Annotated in this window: 16 protein-coding genes, 1 tRNA gene and 1 pseudogene; 7 read left to right on the top strand and 11 right to left on the bottom strand. The window is 70.7% G+C overall.

Annotated features, from left to right (window positions below; genetic code table 11):
• Nucleotides 1-24: 24 nt before the first annotated feature.
• On the bottom strand, nt 25-1,041 hold the full coding sequence (locus ACTWJ9_RS19005) for an NAD-binding protein (protein WP_443294487.1): 1,017 nt from the start codon (nt 1,039-1,041) through the stop codon (nt 25-27).
• Nucleotides 1,042-1,266: 225 nt separating this feature from the next.
• Here ACTWJ9_RS19005 and ACTWJ9_RS19010 point away from each other — a divergent pair, with 225 nt between their 5' ends.
• Both ACTWJ9_RS19010 and ACTWJ9_RS19015 read left to right on the top strand, forming a co-directional pair.
• Nucleotides 1,267-1,824, top strand: coding sequence for a hypothetical protein (locus ACTWJ9_RS19010; RefSeq protein ID WP_279335435.1), 558 nt, complete (start codon nt 1,267-1,269; stop codon nt 1,822-1,824).
• Nucleotides 1,825-1,947: 123 nt separating this feature from the next.
• A complete protein-coding gene (locus ACTWJ9_RS19015) occupies nt 1,948-2,022 on the top strand; it encodes a 50S ribosomal protein bL37 (protein WP_387042757.1) in 75 nt (24 codons plus the stop codon).
• Nucleotides 2,023-2,097: 75 nt separating this feature from the next.
• On the opposite strand, the gene ACTWJ9_RS19020 is transcribed toward ACTWJ9_RS19015, so the two are convergent.
• The 5 genes from ACTWJ9_RS19020 to ACTWJ9_RS19040 form a co-directional block, all read right to left on the bottom strand.
• Complete coding sequence (locus tag ACTWJ9_RS19020) at nt 2,098-2,595, bottom strand: methyltransferase domain-containing protein (RefSeq protein WP_341483717.1); 498 nt, start codon at nt 2,593-2,595, stop codon at nt 2,098-2,100.
• Nucleotides 2,596-2,760: 165 nt separating this feature from the next.
• On the bottom strand, nt 2,761-3,129 hold the full coding sequence (locus ACTWJ9_RS19025) for a hypothetical protein (RefSeq protein WP_443294488.1): 369 nt from the start codon (nt 3,127-3,129) through the stop codon (nt 2,761-2,763).
• Nucleotides 3,130-3,379: 250 nt separating this feature from the next.
• Complete coding sequence (locus ACTWJ9_RS19030) at nt 3,380-4,345, bottom strand: aldo/keto reductase (protein WP_279335437.1); 966 nt, start codon at nt 4,343-4,345, stop codon at nt 3,380-3,382.
• A 556-nt stretch (nt 4,346-4,901) separates the two neighbouring features.
• Nucleotides 4,902-6,326, bottom strand: coding sequence for a MocR-like pyridoxine biosynthesis transcription factor PdxR (gene pdxR / locus ACTWJ9_RS19035; protein WP_443294489.1), 1,425 nt, complete (start codon nt 6,324-6,326; stop codon nt 4,902-4,904).
• A 748-nt stretch (nt 6,327-7,074) separates the two neighbouring features.
• On the bottom strand, nt 7,075-7,377 hold the full coding sequence (locus ACTWJ9_RS19040) for a DUF1540 domain-containing protein (protein WP_388703534.1): 303 nt from the start codon (nt 7,375-7,377) through the stop codon (nt 7,075-7,077).
• Between the two features lie 966 nt (nt 7,378-8,343).
• Here ACTWJ9_RS19040 and ACTWJ9_RS19045 point away from each other — a divergent pair.
• The 3 genes from ACTWJ9_RS19045 (at nt 8,344) to ACTWJ9_RS19055 (ending at nt 11,872) form a co-directional block, all read left to right on the top strand.
• The gene (locus tag ACTWJ9_RS19045; RefSeq protein ID WP_443294490.1) at nt 8,344-9,186 is read left to right on the top strand and encodes a DUF4397 domain-containing protein; all 843 of its coding nucleotides are present in this window, start codon (nt 8,344-8,346) and stop codon (nt 9,184-9,186) included.
• Between the two features lie 5 nt (nt 9,187-9,191).
• On the top strand, nt 9,192-9,878 hold the full coding sequence (locus ACTWJ9_RS19050) for a class F sortase (protein ID WP_279335441.1): 687 nt from the start codon (nt 9,192-9,194) through the stop codon (nt 9,876-9,878).
• 485 nt (nt 9,879-10,363) lie between these two features.
• A complete protein-coding gene (locus ACTWJ9_RS19055; RefSeq protein ID WP_443294491.1) occupies nt 10,364-11,872 on the top strand; it encodes a DUF4153 domain-containing protein in 1,509 nt (502 codons plus the stop codon).
• 480 nt (nt 11,873-12,352) lie between these two features.
• On the opposite strand, the gene ACTWJ9_RS19060 is transcribed toward ACTWJ9_RS19055, so the two are convergent.
• A complete protein-coding gene (locus ACTWJ9_RS19060) occupies nt 12,353-14,410 on the bottom strand; it encodes a PA14 domain-containing protein (RefSeq protein ID WP_443294492.1) in 2,058 nt (685 codons plus the stop codon).
• A 53-nt stretch (nt 14,411-14,463) separates the two neighbouring features.
• Between ACTWJ9_RS19060 and ACTWJ9_RS19065 the strand changes: the two genes are divergently transcribed.
• A complete protein-coding gene (locus ACTWJ9_RS19065) occupies nt 14,464-16,872 on the top strand; it encodes a multicopper oxidase family protein (protein ID WP_443294493.1) in 2,409 nt (802 codons plus the stop codon).
• Between the two features lie 4 nt (nt 16,873-16,876).
• On the opposite strand, the gene ACTWJ9_RS19070 is transcribed toward ACTWJ9_RS19065, so the two are convergent.
• The 4 genes from ACTWJ9_RS19070 to ACTWJ9_RS19085 form a co-directional block, all read right to left on the bottom strand.
• Nucleotides 16,877-17,119 (bottom strand): hypothetical protein, encoded by a 243-nt coding sequence (locus ACTWJ9_RS19070; RefSeq protein ID WP_157977391.1) that lies wholly within the window; start codon nt 17,117-17,119, stop codon nt 16,877-16,879.
• Between the two features lie 97 nt (nt 17,120-17,216).
• Nucleotides 17,217-17,275 (bottom strand) — tRNA-Phe (locus ACTWJ9_RS19075).
• 176 nt (nt 17,276-17,451) lie between these two features.
• Nucleotides 17,452-18,210 (bottom strand): DUF2182 domain-containing protein, encoded by a 759-nt coding sequence (locus tag ACTWJ9_RS19080; RefSeq protein ID WP_388703550.1) that lies wholly within the window; start codon nt 18,208-18,210, stop codon nt 17,452-17,454.
• A complete protein-coding gene (locus ACTWJ9_RS19085; RefSeq protein ID WP_443294494.1) occupies nt 18,207-18,821 on the bottom strand; it encodes a DUF1326 domain-containing protein in 615 nt (204 codons plus the stop codon). The genes ACTWJ9_RS19080 and ACTWJ9_RS19085 overlap by 4 nt, the downstream gene beginning before the upstream one ends.
• Before the next feature lie 120 nt (nt 18,822-18,941).
• Here ACTWJ9_RS19085 and ACTWJ9_RS19090 point away from each other — a divergent pair.
• A pseudogene (locus ACTWJ9_RS19090) lies at nt 18,942-19,169 on the top strand (helix-turn-helix domain-containing protein); the annotation flags it as partial.
• Nucleotides 19,170-19,196: the final 27 nt, after the last annotated feature.

The following is a 19,196-nucleotide window of genomic DNA, read 5'->3' on the forward strand; positions in this document are numbered from 1 at the left end:
CGTGGAGGCGGGCGGCCCTGCCGCCTACGCGTGCCAGTAGCTGCGGCGGAGCAGTACCGCCAGGGGGACGATCTCGATACGGCCGAGGAGCATGAGAGCGGTGAGGATCGCCTTCGACAGGTGACCGAGCGGCGCGTAGGAGCCGAACGGGCCGACCTCGCCGAATCCCGCCGCGCTGACGCGCTCACGGCGCAGGAACGCCGGGTCGAGGCCCGTGGCGTGGAACACCCGTGCCCGGTCGAGTGCGGCCGCGGCCGCACTCGACCGGGCCGCGTCCGGCTCGATCAGCCGCACGGAGACCCCCTTGTCGAGCAGGACCCGGGCGATGGCCGTCCCCATGCGCCCGGCGCCGAAGAGCGCGACGTCATCGACGGGATCGGCCCCGGTGACCAGCCGGCTCCACGCGCGCGCCGCCGCGAGCGACGCCATCACGATCACCCAGTCGCCGGGCCGCGCCACCTCGTGCGCGGTCGGTCTGATCCACTTCCCCTCGCGCACGACGGCGACCACCCGCGACGCCTCGGGCAGGCCCGCATCACGCAGACGGCGGCCGGCGAACCGCGGCGGCCCCGCCTCGTGGATGTCGACGCCGAGCACGACCACCTCGCCGCCGGCGAAGAAGTCCACGTGCCGCGCACCCGGCACGTGGAGGACGCGCGCGACGGCGCTCGCGGTCTCGAACGCCGTCGAGACGAGGAGGTCCACGTCGAGATCACCCGCACGCCAGGCTTCCAGGTAGTCCGTCCCGGTGGCCCGTACGACCGTCCGCGCCGACGACAGCCGGCGGGACAGCATCGCGGTCACCAGGTTGACCTCGTCCCGCGACGTGCACGCCAGGACGAGCTCGGCGTCGGCCACCCCGGCTTCGAGGAGCGTCTCGCGCCAGGTGCCGCTGCCGTGCGCGATCCGCACGTCGTAGGCGTGCGACACGGCCTCCAGGCGCGCCTGGTCGATGTCGATCACCGTGCACTCGTGCGTCTCGGCGAGCGACTTCACCACGGTGTGACCGACCTGCCCCGCACCCACCACGACGACCCGCATGCCAGCATCGTGGCACGCACGGCCCCCGACCGCCGCGACGCCGGCGTCGGGCCCCCGAGGCCGCCCACGAGCACCCCGGACCGCGCCCGCCCCGGGTCGGCGCGGGCTCTCCGACGACACCACGCACGCGAGGTCGGTAACGGGCCTGGAGCATTCCGATTGCGCTGTCGGCGGACCGTTCCGCCCTCCCTTGTGTTCATGAAAATGTCGAGTAATCGTCATTACATGATTACGGCACAGCAGCGAGAGCAACTGAGGGGCTGGTTCAGCGGCCGGCTCCCCGACGATCTCTTCGAGGAACTGGCCGAGGTGACGGTCGACCGCGAGGAGATCACGGTGATCGGACGCATTCCCGGACCCCGGCCGGTAGAGGACGCCTCTCCGGCCGAGCGGGAAGCGGCGATCGAGGGCCGGATCCAGGAGTTCCGGGAACGCACCCGGGACGCCCGGATCACGGTCGCCCGGGACGCGGAGCACCGCTTCGGCCGGAAGGTCTCCTGGGGAGTGGAGTGCGACGGGCGGCGCGCCCTGTTCACCCATGTCGCCGCACCCGTCATGACCCGGCTGCGCCAGCCGGAGCGCCAGGTCCTGGACACGTTGATCGCCGGCGGGGTGGCCCGCAGCCGCAGCGAGGCGCTGGCCTGGTGCGTGCGCCTGGTCCAGAGGCACACCGACGACTGGCTCACCGAACTGCGTGAGTCCCTGGAACACGTCCAACGGGTGCGGGCCCAGGGACCGGACAGCGAACGACAGGAGGACGAGCCCACCGCCGACGGCGAGTGAACGGCGCCACCGCGCGGGGCGCGCCCCGTCCCGTAAGGGCCGCCGCGCCGCTGATGCGGACAACCGGGGCCGAACCCTAGACTGGCGACGCCAGGAAGAGCCCCGATCAGGGAGATGTGAGCCATGGCCAAGCGAGCCAACAAACGACGCGGCCGTAAGAAGAAGAAGGCCAACCACGGCAAGCGCCCCAACAGCTGAGCCTGAGCCCATCGAACACGCCACCGAGGACGATGAACCGCTCCGGGGCTGATGGAGGCTCTGATACGCCTCCCCCTACCGTGCTGTGGTCGCCGCGGCCACGAACACCGGCAGCGCCAGGAAGAGCCGGTCGGCCCTGGCCCGTGCCCGCTGCTCGGTGAGCCGGCCACCCGCCTGCTTGCGCGTGACGGCGCCGGCGGAGCAGGCTCCCTCGACCAGTCCGGTGAGCAAGGGCGACATCGCCGGTCCGGTGCACACCCCGGTGTGCACCTCGACCGTCACGTCGTCGAAGCCGGTGTCCAGGAGAGGGCTGCGGTACCGGCGGGCGGAGCGCGGGCCGGCGATCAGGCTCGCGCGGGCGTGCACGACGGCGCGGGGGAGGGCCGGATCGTCGGAGTCGATGACGATGGTGTCCCAGTCCCGGCCGATCAGCGTGATCCGCCCTTCGGGCGCGAGAACCCTGCGGGTCTCTGCCGACGCTCCCTCTGGCTCGGCCGGTTCGTGGAACACCTGGTCGGCTCGGTAGGCGCCCACAGAGGTGTCCGGCAGCGGCAGGTCGTACGCCCCCGCGATCCGGAAGCACGCGTGGAGTTGCCGTGCGCCTCTGCCAGGGGGTACAGCCCGCTCTCCCGGAGTACGTCGTGGAAGCCGGTACGGCGGTCCGCCCCGGCCTGGAGGTCCGGGGGCCGGTGATGGTCGCGATACGGCGTCGCCCCTGCTCGACGAGGTGCCGGACCGTCAGCCGGGCGCCTTCAGCGTCGTCGACGTCGACGGACCGGTCGGGGACGTAGCCGGTGGGGCGGTCCACCAGCACGGTGGACGTCCCGAACCGTTCGATTTCAGCGGGCAGCGGGTCCTCGCCCCGGAATGAACTGAGCAGGGCCCGTCGACGTGGCGGGCCCTGAGGAACGCGGTCAGCCGGTCGCGGTCCCGCTGGGACTGGGCGATGGCCGGCAGCAGTGGGATTCCCCTGTCCGCGAGACCCGCGGTGGCGCCCCGCACGACGGCCGAGAAGCAGGGTTCCTCCCGGAAGACCCGATCCTGCTCGACGGCGACGGCGACGGCGAAGGCGACGACGAAGGCGACGGTGTCGGTGCGCCGGCGCACGAGGGCGCGAGCCGCCGGATCGGGTACATGACCCCGTTCCCCGTTCGCGGACGGCCCGGGACGGCACCGTCCGCCGTCGAGCCGACCGCGACGTCAGGCCGCGATTCCCGTTGGCCGGCGGGTTCTTCCCCTCGGTCGTACCGAAGGCCCGGTGCGACCGGGGTACGCGGAGAAGGGAATACCCGGACAAACCTTCCGTCAGGACGCTCCGGTTTTCGGACACTTCCGAAAGCCGGCGGCGGGGCGGCCGTCAGGCCTGGTCGAGGCGCGCTCGCTGGTCGGGCTCCAGACGCAGGTCCACAGCCGCAAGGAGCTCATCGAGTTGCTCGACGGAACTGACGCCCGCAATGGGGATCACCGGAGGGGTGCCGTGCAGCAGCCAGGCCAGCACCACCTGGTGGGGCGTGGCATCCAGCTCGGATGCCACCTCGCGCAGAACCGCCAGTCGCGGTGCGGTGCCCGGGTGGTCGTAGGCAGGCGACAGCGGTTTGTCACCCCGTGTATAGGCGCCGAACAGGAGGGTGGAATAAGCCATGAGCGTCAGATCCTGCTCGCTGCGCACGTAGTCCAGCATCTCCGGCGTCACATGGACGTGACCCCCTTCGGGCAGGGCGACGTCGAACCGCGGCTGGAGGTAGGAATATCGCTGCTGCACACAGCTGTAGCTCGCCCAGCCGTTGTCCTGGGCGACGGCACGGGCCTGCTCGACGCGCCAGGCCGGATGGTTGGAGGCGCCCAGCACCCCCACCCGGCCGTCGGAGACCAGCTCGTTCAGGGCGCCGAGGGTCTCCTCCAGTGGGACGGTCCGGTCTTCGACGTGCGACCAGTACAGGTCGATACGGTCCGTGCCCAGGCGGCGCAGGCTCTCCTGCGCGGCCTTGCGTACCACGGGCGCGGACAGGCCCTCGGCCGTCTCCAGTCCGGTCCCGGGAACGGTGGGGCGCCCGCCGAACTTCGTGGAGATCACCACCTCCTCGTACAGCTTCCGGTCGGCCAGCCAGCGGCCGATCGTGGACTCGCTCTCGTCTCCCGTGCTTCCCGGAAGCCAGAAGACGTAGTTGTTGGAGGTGTCGATGAGGTTCCCGCCGGCCTCGACGAAACGGTCGAGGATGGCGAAGGAGGTGCGCTCGTCGACGGTGCTGCCGAAGGGCAGCGCCCCCAGGCAGAGTGCGCTGACCTCGGGACCACTCGGACCTCCGATGCGGCGTCGCAACATGTCGGATCTCCTTGATGCCATAGGTGCCACGGGGGCATGGGGCATGGGGGGCATGAGGGGGCATGGGACGGTCGGCCGCTCATGGTGGGCCACCGGGCCGCACTGACAACCTAGGCGCCGATCGGTACGGGGTCCCGGTCCGGTTGCAGGCCGGAAATCCAGGCCAATCGTCCTTACGGCCGAGGTTCGGCGCGTTCCCCCGCAGACCCGACTGCCTCCACGGCCGCCCTGCTGATCGGGTTCGGGTTCTTCCGCGTGGGCCTGGCCTGTGTGAGGCCGCAGACGTTCAAGGCGGTGGAGGGCCTTTCCACAGGAGACGGGTCGAGCGGTCGCCGCTGTCGCGACGCCGGGCTACGCCGGCCCGATCAACGGCCGCCGCTGATCGGGCCACTGGCCCATCCGCTGGGGCTGCCGACAGCCCTGGGCCTGCTGGTGCTGCTCATGCCCGCCGTCGCGCTCGCCCCCGTGTCATCGCCGTCCGGTCCTTCGCACACCCCCAGCACGGCGAACAGCCCCCGGGGAGGGACAGCCGACGATCAGGTGAACCGGGCACCCGTCACTCGCGGGTCCTGCTGATGCCTGCGGTCCGTACGGCCTCCGACAGCCGGCCGACTGCTTCCGGCACGGCCGCGTCCGAGAGGTTGCCGTATCCGAGTACCAGGGCGGGCGGGCCGGGCCGGGCACCCATCCGGTACTCGTCCAGGTCCACCAGACGCAGCCCCCGCCGCGCCGCCCGGTGCACCACCCGCGCGGCGCCGCGGCCGTCGAGGTGGAGCAGCAGATGGAAGCCGGCCGCAGCACCCGAGATCTCAAGCCCGGGCAGTGCCGATGCCAGTTCCGCGAGCAGGAGGTCCCGGCGGCTGCGGTACCTCAACCGCGACGCCCGCAGATGGCCGTCATACCACCCCGCGTCCAGGAACGCCGCGAACGCGAGCTGATCGATGACCGGCGGTGGCGTGACGGCCACCGCCGCCTCATGCATCGCCTCGGCCCAGCGCGGCGGGGCGACCACCCAGCCGATCCGCAGGGCGGGGGAAAGCGTTTTGCTCAGCGACCCCATGAGCGCCACCCGGGCGCTGTCCATACCCTGAACGGTGCCGACAGGACGGCGGTCGTAGCGGAACTCGGCGTCGTAGTCGTCTTCCAGCACCAGCCCGTCGACCTCCCGTGCCCAGTCCAGGAGTTCGGCACGGCGGGCGGGGGAAAGCACCGTTCCGGTGGGGAACTGGTGGGCGGGCGCCACGACGACCGCGCGGGTGCGTGAACTCGCCCGCAGCCGGTCGATGCGCAGACCGTCGCGGTCGACCGCCACCGGAACGGGCGTCAGACCGACGGCGGACACCGCGGATGACAGTCGCGACCAGCCCGGATCCTCCACGGCCACATGGGTGTGGCCCGCCGACCGCAGCACACGGCACATGCGCACGACCCCGTCCAGGGTGCCGTTGCACACGACCAAGTCGTCGGCGGAGGCGACCGCGCCCCGTCCCCGCACGAGATACGCGGCCAGCCGCTCCCGCAGCCGTGGATGGCCGAGGACGTCCGGATAGCCGAGATCCGAGGAAGCGATCGACGCGGTCACCTCCCGCACCGCGTCCGCCCACCGCTTCCTGGGAAACGCCCGCAGGTCGGGCATGCCCGGCAGCATCTCGAACTCGACCGGCGCGGCGACCCGCGGCTTCGCGTGGGGCCGCCTCTGATCCGGCACCGCCGTGGCCCGCACTCTGGTCGCCGAGCCGCTGCGGGCTTCCAGATAGCCCTCTGCGATGAGCTGGGTGTAGGCCTCGGTGATCACCCAGCGGGAACACCCCAGATCCGCGGCGAGCACCCGACTCGGCGGCAGCGCGCTGCCGGGTGCGATGCGGCCGCCGACCACGGCGGAGCGCAGGGCTCCGCACAGTCTGCGGTGCAGTGGCCCCTCGGGTCGGTCGTCGAGTTCGAGCAGGGTGCTCCAGGCCGGGCTCTCTCGGTCCTGCCGCATGACGGCCGATGCTATCCGAGCGTCCACGCCGTCTTGCCTGCGCGCACAGCAACGTTGAGGAACCGCACCGCAGGACGGTGAACGCCGAAGACGGATACGCGGCCCGCGAAGACCTGGCGCGCCCTCTGCCCGTCGCGATCGCCACCGGCCGGTAAGAACAGGACTGCCGCGCTCTCGTCCGTGCCTGTGCCCTCGAAGCGGGAACCACGCCGGACCGGCTGCAAGCGGAACTGACCGGAGCACCGCGCGCCAGTGACAGCGTGATCCGGGAAAGCCTCACACGCCGCTCAGAACTCGGACCTGCACCCCGTACAGAGAGCACCCCTGACGGACGCACGCACCTGAGGAGATCGTCGAGCGGCGGCACCGACTCACGCGGACGAGGCCGACCAGAGCGCCTCCCTGGGGGAGAAATCCCAGGTCAGAGGGTAATGCGCTGTGCCCCGGCAGGATTCGAACCTGCGACACCCGCTCGAGGAGTTCGGTCCGATCCTGCTCCGGTTGCTGTCGGTGACTGGTGCGACGGCCGGACAGGGGTGCTGACGTACGTCCCGGGCCGACGTCGTTGACGGCAGACGTGAAGGTCGGCGACCTTCTGGTCCGTGGCTCTGCGGAGCTCGGTCAGCGCTGGTCGGACGGGTCGCTTCCTGGTTCCCGGCGGGCGCTGCCGACCGGGACGGCCGCCGGGGTCGCCGTACTTCGCTGCTGTACGGCGACCCCGGCAGTTCGCGGTGGCTGCGACCGTCGCTCAGGCCCGCGCATAGGTGAGGCAGTCGACCTGCTCGTGCTCATGACCGACGGTGATGGACGGGGCGTGGCACTCCAGTCCGGTGTTGTGCCGGCAGTCGGCCATCTTGCACGCTCCGACCCGGCCGGTGACGGACGGCTCTCCGCCCTCCATGTCCGCGCTCATGAACGTGTCACAGACGGGGGCGTCGGCGTCTCCCACGGTGATCGCCACGGCGTGGCAGGTGTGGTCGTGGTTGTAGGCGCAGCTCTCGGCCGCGCATTCGCTGATGACTGGCAGTTGCATGACGGGCGTGGCTGCCATGAGAGGGTCTGCTTTCTTGAGATGTCCTACGGGTCGGTCGCTGCGGTGGTGGCCCTCCCTGAGCGGCGTGGCACGCCACCACCACGAGCAACGGTCACTGCTCCGGCTTGCCGGACCGGTGCCTCAGCTCGTCCACGTCCCGCCGAGGCCTGGCGATCTCGTTCTGGAGCTGTCGCAGGCAGTCCCTGGTTTCTCCGCGTCCGCGGCGCGGGCACGAGGCTCCGGCGGCGGCGCGTAAGGACGGGGTGCCGGAGAGTGGCCATGGGGTGGCGGGTACGGAGGGGCATGGCGGTGCCGTGGACCGTGTCCACGCCGACAGCTCATGGGACGCTCCCTTCCTGACTTCCACTTTCCGCGATGTTCGGTGGTGGCGCACTTCGGCCGGGGGCAGAAGGCCTGAGGCCGACAGGCCGACCGCTTCCCTCTTCCCCAGGGGGAGGGGGCGATCGTCCCTCCCGGTGTGGTCCGTACCGCCGCGGACGTCGACGCCACCGACGGTCCAGCGGCTCCGGCCACGGGCCTCGCCCAGGCCTCGGACCATCCGCCGGGCCCGAGCCGGCCGGGACGGCGAGCCGTTCCCGGCCGGGGCATACGGTGCATAAGTGGCGCACTGTCACATGGCATCCCATACTGAGCCGAGTGTCACGGGAAGCAGGCCGCTCGATGAAGAGCGCCTGCCTCGCCTCGCGGCGGCCGGAATCGAAGTGCTGGGCCCTGCTCAAGGGCCCGCCCGGGTAGCCCGCCCTCACTTCCGACAGCACGGCTGACCTCACCAGTGGCACCCCTCCCGACAGCACCCGTGGCACCGACCGTGGCCGCGTGCGACAGCACGACGGTCGCCGGACACCGGTGAGGGGTCGCTGGACACCCTGCCGAAGAAAACTCGTCGCGCGATGCATCCGAGAAGCCGCTCATCCGGAAGCCGGGCCCCATGTGTGACCGGGGTCCCCCACGAAGGGAGTTCCGATGACGAACTCGCGCAGCAGGAAGATCGCCACCGCCACCGCCAGTGCCTGCGTACTGTCCCTCGCCGTGGCCGTCCCCGCCTCCGCGGACGGTACGGCGCAGGAGGGCGGCAAGGCGTCCGTGTCCGTCTTCCACGGCGTTCCGGGCCTCACCGTCGACGTGTACGCCAACGGGAACGAACTGCTTCCCGACTTCAAGCCCGGCACCCTGACCGAACCCCAGTCCCTGGACCCGGGCGTGTACGACATCGAGGTCTTCGCCGACGGCAAGGGCCCCGACGGCGGTCCCGCCATCCAGAAGAGCGTCGAGATCCCGGCCGGGGCGAACGCCACGCTCGCGGCCCACCTCGACGCGCGGGGCACCCCCGTACTCACCGCGTTCGTCAACGACACCTCCAAGGTCCCGGCCGGTCGGTCGCGGCTGACCGTCCGTCACGTGGCCGCGGCACCCGCCGTGGACGTCCGCGCGGGCGGCAAGCCGGTCATCGAGGGCCTGACCAACCCGAACGAGAAGTCGCTCGAGGTGCCCGCCGGCACGGTGAGCGCCGATGTCGTCCTGGCCGGAACCGACACCGTGGTCATCGGCCCCGCCGACCTGGACCTCGCCGAGGGCACCAGCACGGTCGTCTACGCCTGGGGCAGCGCCGCGGACAAGAACCTCGCGCTGAAGACGCAGACGATCAGCGGCATGGACTCCGCGCCGCGCGGTGTGAACGCCGGCGAGAGCGGCACGATGGCCGCCGACAACGAGTCCGCCACCGTCTGGCTCGCCTGGGGCGCCACGGGCGCCGTCGCGGTCGCCGGTCTGCTGGCCGCCCGCCGCCGGTACTCCCGGAGCCACTGACGGCCATGCGCTCCTCCCTCAGGGGCGGGCGGCCCACCGCGGCGGCCGTCGGGGCCGCCGCGGTGGTCGCCGTCGTCCTGACGGCGCTGCTGTTCTGGTCGCTGTGGCCGTCCGGAACCTCGGCGCCGTCGGACTTCGGCACCCGGCCGCGGGCCCAGGAGCCCACGGCCGGGGCCTCGTTCGAGGGCCACGACAGTGGACCGGGCGAGACGGAGAACGCGTCCGGCCCCGTACCCGAGCCGACGGCGCTGCGCATTCCACGGGTCTCTCTGGACGCCCGGCTCCAGGGCGTGGGCGTCAAGGACGACGGAACGGTGGAGATCCCCGACAGCGTGGGGCAGGCCGGCTGGTACCGCCACGGCCCCGCGCCGGGCGCCCCCGCCGGATCCGCCGTCCTCATCGGCCATGTGGACCACCGCACCGGCGACCTGGGTGCCTTCGCCAAGCTGTACGGACTCCGGAAGGGCGACGACGCCACCGTCACCCGCGAGGGCGCGCCCCCCGTGAGGTACAAGGTGACGGCCCGCGAGGTGGTCGACAAGGACGGACTCCCCGACGAGGTGTTCCGGCGCCACGGACGGCCGGTCCTGACCCTGGTCACCTGCGCTCCCCCGTACGACCGCGAACGCGGCGGCTACCAGCGGAACTTGCTGGTGTACGCCGTTCCCGCCCAGGAGCGCGGCCAGGGGTGACCGGCTCGGAGCCCGCCAATGAACCGGAGGCGATGGCCTGACGGCCCAGCAGTGCAATCCGGAGGGGAACGACCTCTGCGGGGTGCAGCGGACCGGGTCTGCCCGGTGGGGCATGCCCCACCCGCGACTCCTGCCATACCTCCGTGAGTTGCGCGAGCGCGGACGCCCCCGTAGGTCCCGCTACCCTTGCGGGCACGCCGCCCTGACGATCATGGCGGCCGGCTTCGCAAGAGATACCGGTACCCGCTTGACGTACCCGAGTACGTGTGTTCAGGGGCCGGTTGGGAGGGGGTCCCGTGACAGAGAAATTACCTGTGCCCGTCGAATCACCTGAGCCCACCGAACTGCCTGAGCGGTCCCGGCATTCGGGTCGAATACCCGAGAGAGGGGTCGCGGACACGGGAGGAGCACGGAGGACGGGAACGCCACCGGAGGGCAGGACGCGCGCGACGACGGACACGCAGCTCGGCGAAGTCCCCAGCCTCATGTACGCGGGCGCCTACGCCCACGACCTCTGGTTCACCGACCTGCGCCGCGGATCACCCTCCCCCGTGGGCACCGCCGTCCTGTGGGCGGCGCTCGCCACCGGCGTGCTCAGCATGACGCTCCTCGACGACGGTGTGGGCGTCAATCTGTTCCTCGTCGCCCTGCCGGCCACGCTCACCGCGTACTTCGCCGCACGCCAGGCAGGCCGGTTGCAGGCCCGCCCCTGGACGCTCGCCTGGGGCCTTGGAGGGATCGCCCTCCTACTGGTTCCGGCGCTGCGCGCCGCCCTGTGGCCTTCTCTCCTCGCCGTGGCCACCGCCGTCGGTCTTGCCTCGCTCGCCCTCCACGGCCCGCGGACCTGGGCCGGCGTCGTCCTCAGCCCCTTCGGGCTGGTCGACTCGTTGTTCAAGGGCGCCGGGTGGGGCTGGCGAGGACTGCGCACCCGGGCCGGCAAGGCCTCCGGCAACGTGGGTTCCGCACTGCGCGTCCTGGTCGTGACGGCCGTGCTCCTCCTCGTCTTCGGCGCACTGTTCGCCGGGGCCGACGCGGCCTTCGCCGACCTGCTGAGCAGGCTGCTCCCGGACACGTCCGTCGGCGACGGCCCCTGGCGGCTGGTGCTGTTCGGCCTCGGACTCCTCGGGGCCCTCGCAGCGGCACACAGCGCCGCCGCCCCTCTGTGGTGGGACAGTTTCCGGACCAGTCCGGGCCGCGCCCGCGGCCGGGGAGAATGGGCGCTTCCCCTGCTCCTGCTGTGCGTGCTGTTCGCCGCCTTCAACGCCATCCAGCTCGCCGTCCTGTTCGGCGGATACCGGGCCGTTCTGGACAAGACCGGCCAGACCTACTCCGCGTACGCGCGGCAGGGCTTCTGGCAGCTCCTCGTCGCCACGCTCCTCACCCTCCTGGTCATCGTCCTCGCGCTGCGCTGGGCACCACGCGGCGGGCCCGGTGACCGGAACCTGGTGCGGGGAGTCCTCGGCACCCTCTGCGCACTCACCCTGATCGTGGTCGCTTCGGCGGTACGGCGCATGGACATGTACGTCGAGGCGTACGGGCTGACCCGGCTGCGGATCTCCGTCGTGGCCGTGGAGCTGTGGCTCGGCCTGGTCATCCTGCTGATCATGGCCGCCGGAGTCCGGGGCGCACGCCGGCTGCCCCGCGCCGTCGCCGCGTCGGCCGCCGCCGTGGTCCTCGCCTTCGGCCTGGCCTCTCCCGACGGACTGATCGCCGAGAACAACGTGCGGCGCTACGAGAAGACCCACAAGCTCGACCTGGACTACGCGCGCGGCCTCTCGGCGGACGCGGTCCCGGCTCTGGACAGACTGGAAGAGCCCATGCGGTCCTGCGTCCTCGGCCCCCTGGCGGAGGGGCTCGGTCCGGCAACGGCGTCCTGGTACGAGATCAGCTGGGGAGAGGTTCACGCCCGGCAGATCCTCAAGGAACGGCCGCCGGTGACGACCGACCCGGGCACCTGCGGCAGCAGCGGGGAGAGCCTCGAGTACGACCGCTGACCGGGCCCCCGTTCCGCCGGGGCGGCCGGCCGCCCCGGCCCCGGTGTCCGGGACGGTGGGGGAGACGCCTCCTCCTGGGAGATGTGGACCCTGTGCGGACTCCAGCGGCACGGTTTCGAACACGGGGGAAGGGCCAGTTCAGGAGGAAACCCCTCCCGAACCGGCCCTCCTGTCTGCGCCCCCGGCGGGATCCGAACCTGCGACACCCGCTTGAGGAGTTTTCCCGGGCAGGGCTGTGGCCTGTGGAGACATGGGCCGCAGGGTGTCTGACCAGGGGTAAGGACTCCTCAGCGGTTCTCACGTGTTCACGGTGCTTCCCGTTCTCGTGTGTGCTGAATGCGTTCCACAAGGGCCGTCTTCCCGGCATGACGGTATTCCCTCAGCAGCGCCACGGAGAGCGGCAGCAGCAGTCGGATTGACGTGCATGCGAACGTGAAGGAGCCGAGCCTCCCGACGCCTTCGGCGTGTTCAGGGAAGTGTTCAGACCAGGTCCGGCCGGATCTTCCACGGGTGCGCGGCCGCGGTCTCGGTGCCGTCGGCGAGGACGCCGACCACGCGGTAGTAGGAGATGGAGCCGAGCGGCTGGGCGGGGTCGTCGTAGGACTGGTAGTAAGCGCTGGTGGGTGCGACGGTGCCCAGCAGGTCGTAGGCCCGCGTCTCGGGATTCCAGCGGCTCACCCGGTACTCGGTGACCGAGGCGCAGACGGCGCCGGAGCAGTGCCACTCGACCGGCCTGGCGTCCTCGGAGGCCGTCCAGCCGCCACCGCCGTACAGCGGGCCCTTGTCCTGGCGGATCGGCTCGGCCGGGGTGGTGTCCAGCTCGGTGGCGGTGACGGTGGCCCAGTCGGCGGTGGCCGTGGCGTTGCCCCACGTGTCGACCGCGTAGACCGCGTAGACGTACGACTCGCCGTTCGGGACGTCGATGCACAGCGCGGCCGTCGGGTCGTCCTGGCCCAGGGTGCAGGTGCCCAGCCACTTGACCGAGCCGTCGGCCTGCCGGGTTCCGCGCAGGGCGCGGTAGGAGGCGATGTCGTCCTCCGTCGAGGCGTTCCAGCGCAGCAGCATGCCGTCGGCGCGCGGCGTCGCGGTCAGTCCGGTGACCGGCCGCGGCGCGACACGGTCGGCGGTGGTCACCGTGACGGTGCGGGAGGGAGCGGACTCGTTGCCCTGCCAGTCGGTGAAGACGACACCGTAGGTGTAGGTGGTGTCCAGCTCCCCGCTCTCGTCGTAGCAGACGAACGAGTACTCCTTCCGGATGGGGTTGAACGTCTCGCTCTCCTCGGCGCACCGGACCCGCACCGCGTCCGCCCCGAGCCGGGTGCCCTCGGAGCGCAGCACCGTGAAGTAGGCGTCGTTGATCAGCTCGTCGAGCGTCGGGTGCTCCGGGGCGTTCCAGGTGAGCAGCACCCTGGTCCGGCCCGGCGTCACGTGCAGGTTCACGGGTGCGGCCGGGGCCGCGCGGTCGATGCCGTCGGAGGTGACGGGCTTCGAGTACGGGCCCGGGTTCCCCGCCGCGTCGAGGGCGCGCACGACATAGGTGTGCGGCGTTTCGTCGTGGCCCACGGAGTGCGTGTACGAGGTGCCGGTGAGTTTCTCCACCAGCGTGTACGAGCCGGTGGCCGGGTTCCTCTCGTACAGCTGGTAGGCGACCGCGTCCGGCACCGCGTTCCAGCCGAGCACCATTCCGTTGAGGTCGCCGTGCGCGGTGAGCCCGGTGGGGGCCGCCGGACCCGTGCGGTCGGGCGTGGTGACGCCCTGGTCGGCGGTGCCGGCGGACTCGTTGCCGGCCTTGTCGACCGCGCGGACCTCGTAGTAGTACGTCTGGCCGGTGGGGGGCGGGGTGTCGGTGTACGAGGTGGAGGTCGTGGTCGCCAGCGGCTTGGCGGGGTACGCGCTGCCCTTGAGGCGGCGGTGGACGCGGTAGCCGGCGAGGTCCATCTCCTTGTTCTTGGACCAGGTGATCCTGGCCTTGCCGGTCGCCGTGTCGTACGTGACGGTGGTGCCCGTCGGGGTGCGCGGCTTGACCTTGTCGACGGTGGACGAGGTCCGCGGCGTGTAGCTGAACTTGACGTTGGCGGCGCCGGTCCAGTTGACGAAGTCGATGCGCAGGGTGTGCTTGCCGGACGGAATGGAGACGTTGACCGTCTTCTTCACCGTCGTCGAGACGTTCTTCCACAGGTTGACCTTGCGGACGCCGTCGAGGTAGACGCGGATGCCGTCACGTGTTTCGACCGGGAAGGAGAAGGGGCCGCCGGAGCCGAAGTCGCGGGTCACCGTCCAGCGGACACCGAAGTGGTTTGCCGGCAGGCCGGAAGCCGGGGCTTTCGTGCCCCAGTTCTGGTCGATCTTGGAGTCGCAGTCGGTCTTCTTCGGCTTGCCGGAGAAGGTGGTGTTCGCGAAGAACTGCCGCTTGTAGACCGGCGAGGCGCAGGTGGTCGCGGCGGAGGCGGGCGTGGTGACGGCGGTGAGCAGGCCGCCTGTGGTGGCGAGCACGATCGCGGTCGCGGCCGCGGAGGTGGTGCGTCTGTCCGGGTTCATTCAGTCCTCTGGTTCAGGATCGGGACGGCGGATGAGGCCGTCCCGATCACGACGTGCGAGCAGGGGTGTTGGTTGTACGGCTGTGGGGACGTGGGCCGGCGCCCACCCGACGCGACAGTCGGGCCACCAGCCTGACCACCTGCAGAAATCTCCACCTCGAACGAGCCGAAAGGGTCCGTCAGCAAGGTGACGGCTCCTCATGCAAGATCGAGGCCGACGCGATCAGGCACACCGAACCCGGGGCCTTGGGATGCATGACCCGCCGGCTGGCGCAATCGCTGGACGAGGCCGTTTGCAGCAACGAGTTTTGGTCGTGGCCGCGCCGATGTGCAGCCCGCACGCTGCCCGGGCCCGGCAGCCTGACGACACGCCAGACAGGTTCCACCACGCACGGTGTGCGCGCCCTAACATTCCGTCAGGAAATGACCGAGGCCCTCGGACTGCAGAAGGCGAGAGAAATGATCGCACGAAGAGACCTTCTCGTGACCGGGGCCGCTGGTGGGGCGGCCCTGGTTCTTCCAAGGCCTGAAGGGGCGATGGCACTCCCCGATGGGACCGCGGTGACCCCGAGGGCCGGGTCTGCCGGCACATTCCCCGTCCCCACCCTGGATCCCACGACCGTCCCGAAATACGTCACCAACCTGGTGATTCCGCCGGTGATGCCGAAGGCCCGTCACTCGCAGCGACACGGCATCGACACGTACGTCATCGGTGTCCGGCAGTTCAGCCAGCAGGTATTGCCGCCCACTCTGCCGTCCACCACTGTGTGGGGATACGGCTCGCTCGAGGACCGCAACACGTTCAACTCCCCCTCGTTCACCATCGAGGCCAGGGTCGACCGGCCTGTCCGGGTCACCTGGGTGAACGACCTCGTCGACAGCCGCGGCCGGTTCCTTCCGCACCTGCTGGCGGTGGACCCCACCCTGCACTGGGCGAACCCGCCGGGCGGCAAGGCCGGGCGCGACTCCCGGCCGACCTTCACCTCGACGCCGGGGCCGTATACCGGACCCGTGCCGATCGTCACTCATCTGCACGGTGGGCATTCGACCGAGGAGAGCGACGGCTACACCGAAGCGTGGTACCTGCCACGCGCGAAGAACATTCCTCGCGGATTCGCCACCGTGGGCTCGTTCTACAACGAGTTCCGGGAGGAGTTCGCCCATGCGCACGGCCTGGAGTGGGAGCCGGGTACTGCGACCTTCCAGTACGCCAACGACCAGCGGGCGGCGACCCTCTGGTTCCACGATCACACCCTGGGCATGACCCGGCTCAACGTCTACGCCGGACCCACCGGGTTCTATCTGCTGCGCGGCGGCGAGTCCGACCTGCCCAAGGGGGTTCTGCCCGGGCCGGCGCCCGCCTTCGGCGATCCGCCGGGCACGCGGTACCACGAGATCCCCCTGGCCATCCAGGACCGCTCGTTCAACTCGGACGGCTCGCTGTTCTACCCCACGAGCCGGGAGTTCTTCGACGGGTTCCCGGGGCCGTACATTCCCACCACCGATGTACCTCCCATCTGGAACCCCGAATTCTTCGCCAACACCATGGTGGTCAACGGCCGGACATGGCCGAAGCTCGAGGTCGAACCGCGCCGCTACAGGCTGCGCTTCCTCAACGGGTGCAATGCCCGGTTCCTGATTCTGAAGATCGCGGACAGCCCGACCGCCCGGCCGGCCCAGTCAGCCCTGCCGTTCTGGCAGATCGGCAACGAAGGCGGATTCCTGCCCGCACCGGTGCGACAGGAGCGGCTGCTGTTGGCCAACGCGGAGCGGGCCGATGTCATCGTCGACTTCACCGGGATTCCGGAAGGCACCGAGCTGTACCTCGTCAACGAGGGCGCGGACGAACCCTTCGGCCGGGGCGAACCAGGTGTGGACTTCCCCGTGGCGGATCCGGCCACCACCGGTCAGGTGATGAAGTTCGTGGTCGGCCCACCGGCGAGTAAGGACACCAGCGTCCCGCCGGACCAGCTCAGACTGCCCAGGACCAGGCCACTCGGCTCGCCGAGCGTCACACGTCGGCTCTCCCTCAACGAGGTGCAATCCAGCAGTCCCCAGGTGCCACCGGGAACGCCGGTCCAGACTTTGCTCGGGACGGTCGACTCCGTCGGCAATCCGGTGTTGCTCGGCTGGGCCGATCCGGTCACGGAGAACCCAAGGCTGAACGCGACCGAAACATGGGAGCTGTACAACTTCACGGTGGACGCCCACCCGATCCACATCCACGAGGTGGCGTTCGAGGTGGTGAACCGGCAACCGTTCGACGGGTCCCCCATCCCGCCGGAGAGCTGGGAGCGTGGCTTCAAGGACACCGTGATCGCTTATCCGGGAGAAATCACCCGGGTGAAGGCCCGGTTCGACCACCCTGGTCGCTTCGTCTGGCACTGCCACATCGTCGAGCACGAGGACAACGAGATGATGCGGCCGTACCACATCGGAGGCAGGCGCAAGAAGGACCACTGACAGGTCAGCGCACGTTGTCGGTCACAGCAGTGAAGCCACCACCGAGGCGGTCTACAGCAAACAGCTCCGGCCCATCCGCGCGGACTACGCCGGTGGCGCGGGCGACGTACGACAGGTGGACGCGTACGACGTCGTCCCCGCTCTCGATGCCGAGGGACACGACCTCGACCAGGTCGCCGAGCCGGCGCTGCAGCGCAGCCTGGACGGAGAGTTCGAGGGTGCTCATCAGTTCGGGGCTGGAAGACACTCCTTCAGAGTCCCGAGGCGCGCCTCGTGTGTGCTGCGAGATCAAGAGGCCCTGCCGCCCACTCGGGCGACAGGGCCTTTGACCTGCCATTTCTCTGTGCCCCCGGCAGGATTCGAACCTGCGACACCCGCTTCAGGGGCTCTCCTTGAGCGGGGCTGTGATCTGCGGAAACGTCGGCAGTGGGGTGCCTGACCTGAGGAAACGCCTCTCCGTAGTTCTCACGTGTTCACGGGGTTTCCCGGCCTCATGTGTGCCGAATCCGTTCCGCGTACGTATCCGACTGGCAAGACCACCACGTCTACTGCGGGATGGAGCCGAGGGACGGCCCGCCCTCACATCCCAGCCATACCGCCACCGGTGAGGCTCGGAGCCAGCGCCGGGACCCAGAAGACGGCGACGGCCAGGGCGATCGAGGCGATACCCACGGTACGGGCCACCAGGCGACCGGCCGGAGCGAGCTTCTCGGCGGTGATCACGGCGGCCAGGACCACCATGGCCCACAGGTTCATCAGACCGAACGCCGCCAGCAGCACCATGAGCGACCAGCAGCAGCCCAGACAGAAGGCCCCGTGGTGGGCTCCGGCACGCAGATCGCGCGAGAGCCCCGGGTACGAGGCGTAGCGCAGCATCAGCCCGATCGGCGAGCGGCATCTCGCCAGGCAGCGGTCTTTGAGGGGCGTGAGCTGGTAGACGCCGCTGACCGCGAACACGGCCGCGGCCACTGCGGTCCCCGTGGCGGCGGGGAGGCTCGCCGCCCGGCCCAGGCCGGCGGCCAGCGCGTACGCCGGCAGCCCGGCCGCGGCCCAGACGAGCAAGTAGGCGACCGTGAAAACGACCATGCGCGGCGTCCGATGCACGGTCATGGTGCGTGCGTACAGCGCGGCGACGGGCGCCGTGGCGGGCAGCATCATCGCGGCCATCATCAGAGTCCACACGGCCAGGAAAGCGGACAGGCCCAGGCTCATGGTGCCGGGCATCGCCTGCATGCCGCCCCAGCGCGTCACCACCCAGACCCAGGCGGCGGCCGCCGTGACCAGCAGCAGCCCGGCGGGGCCCGCCCTGCGGCGGCCGGTGACCGGCCCACCGGTCACGCGGACCACGTGAAGGGCGCCGAGTGTCCGTTGCCGCCGGTGAAGTCCCAGGACCGGCCGTACACGCCGTCGCCCGTCGCCCGGGTGGACCGGGCGATCGTCAGCGTGCTGTTCGCCGGGTGGAACATGCCGGTCAGGCCCATCACCGGACCGCCCTCGCCGAACTGCGGGGCGACCTGGTCCTCGATCTCGATGTCGATGGCGTCGCCCACCCGCGCGGCGTGGCGGCGGCCGTCGTCGTGGTAGTCGATGGGGACGCGCTCCACGCCGAGGACCTCGCGGATGAGCGGAGTGAGCGCCGCCATCGGCCCGCCTGCCTGGCCGGAGAAGACCTTCCCCAGCGCCTCCGCCTGACCGTCGTCGGCCGAAGCGTCGACGTACAACGCCACCTGCCAGCCGCCCTCGGCCATCACCCGGGGCCCGTCGATGAAGACGGCGACGCTGCGGTCGGAGACGTCCACGCCGTCCACGTTCCCGCTGTCCACGTGGAACGCGAAGGTCACCTGGCAACGCTCGTGGTCGGCCGGTGCGGCGAAACCCGAGGTGGTGCAGGGACACACCACGTCGCAGTTGCAGCTCTCCAGGTACGTGCCGTTCAGGTTCCAGGGCATGACTCTTCCTCCCTGTTTTGGGTCCCCTCCGGCGAAGGGAGTACACCGGGAGGGCCCGCCCCTCCCGGTGCCGCTCTTCTTCAGGCTATTCCCGACGACCCCCGTCGTGCAGATCCGCTTGACCCGGTGGTCCCCGCCTCCAGCGTCCGTGTCCAGGCCCACGTCCTGGTGCGCTTCCTGGTGCGCGAGAAGCACACCACCGAAGCCGTCACCCTTGTCCGGCCCACCGCCGACCAGCTCACCGGCTCCTACGACCGGCGCTCCCCGAAGCGCCTCGCAGCTGTAGGGCTGTTGCTTCTGCGTGGCGTGACCGCGGCCGGCAGTGGTGGTGACCGCGCGGCTGCGAAGGCTTGCGCTATGCAATGGGAGGTATAT

The organism is Streptomyces sp. GDS52 (assembly GCF_052246875.1).
GTDB classification, from domain to species: Bacteria; Actinomycetota; Actinomycetes; order Streptomycetales; family Streptomycetaceae; genus Streptomyces; species Streptomyces cathayae.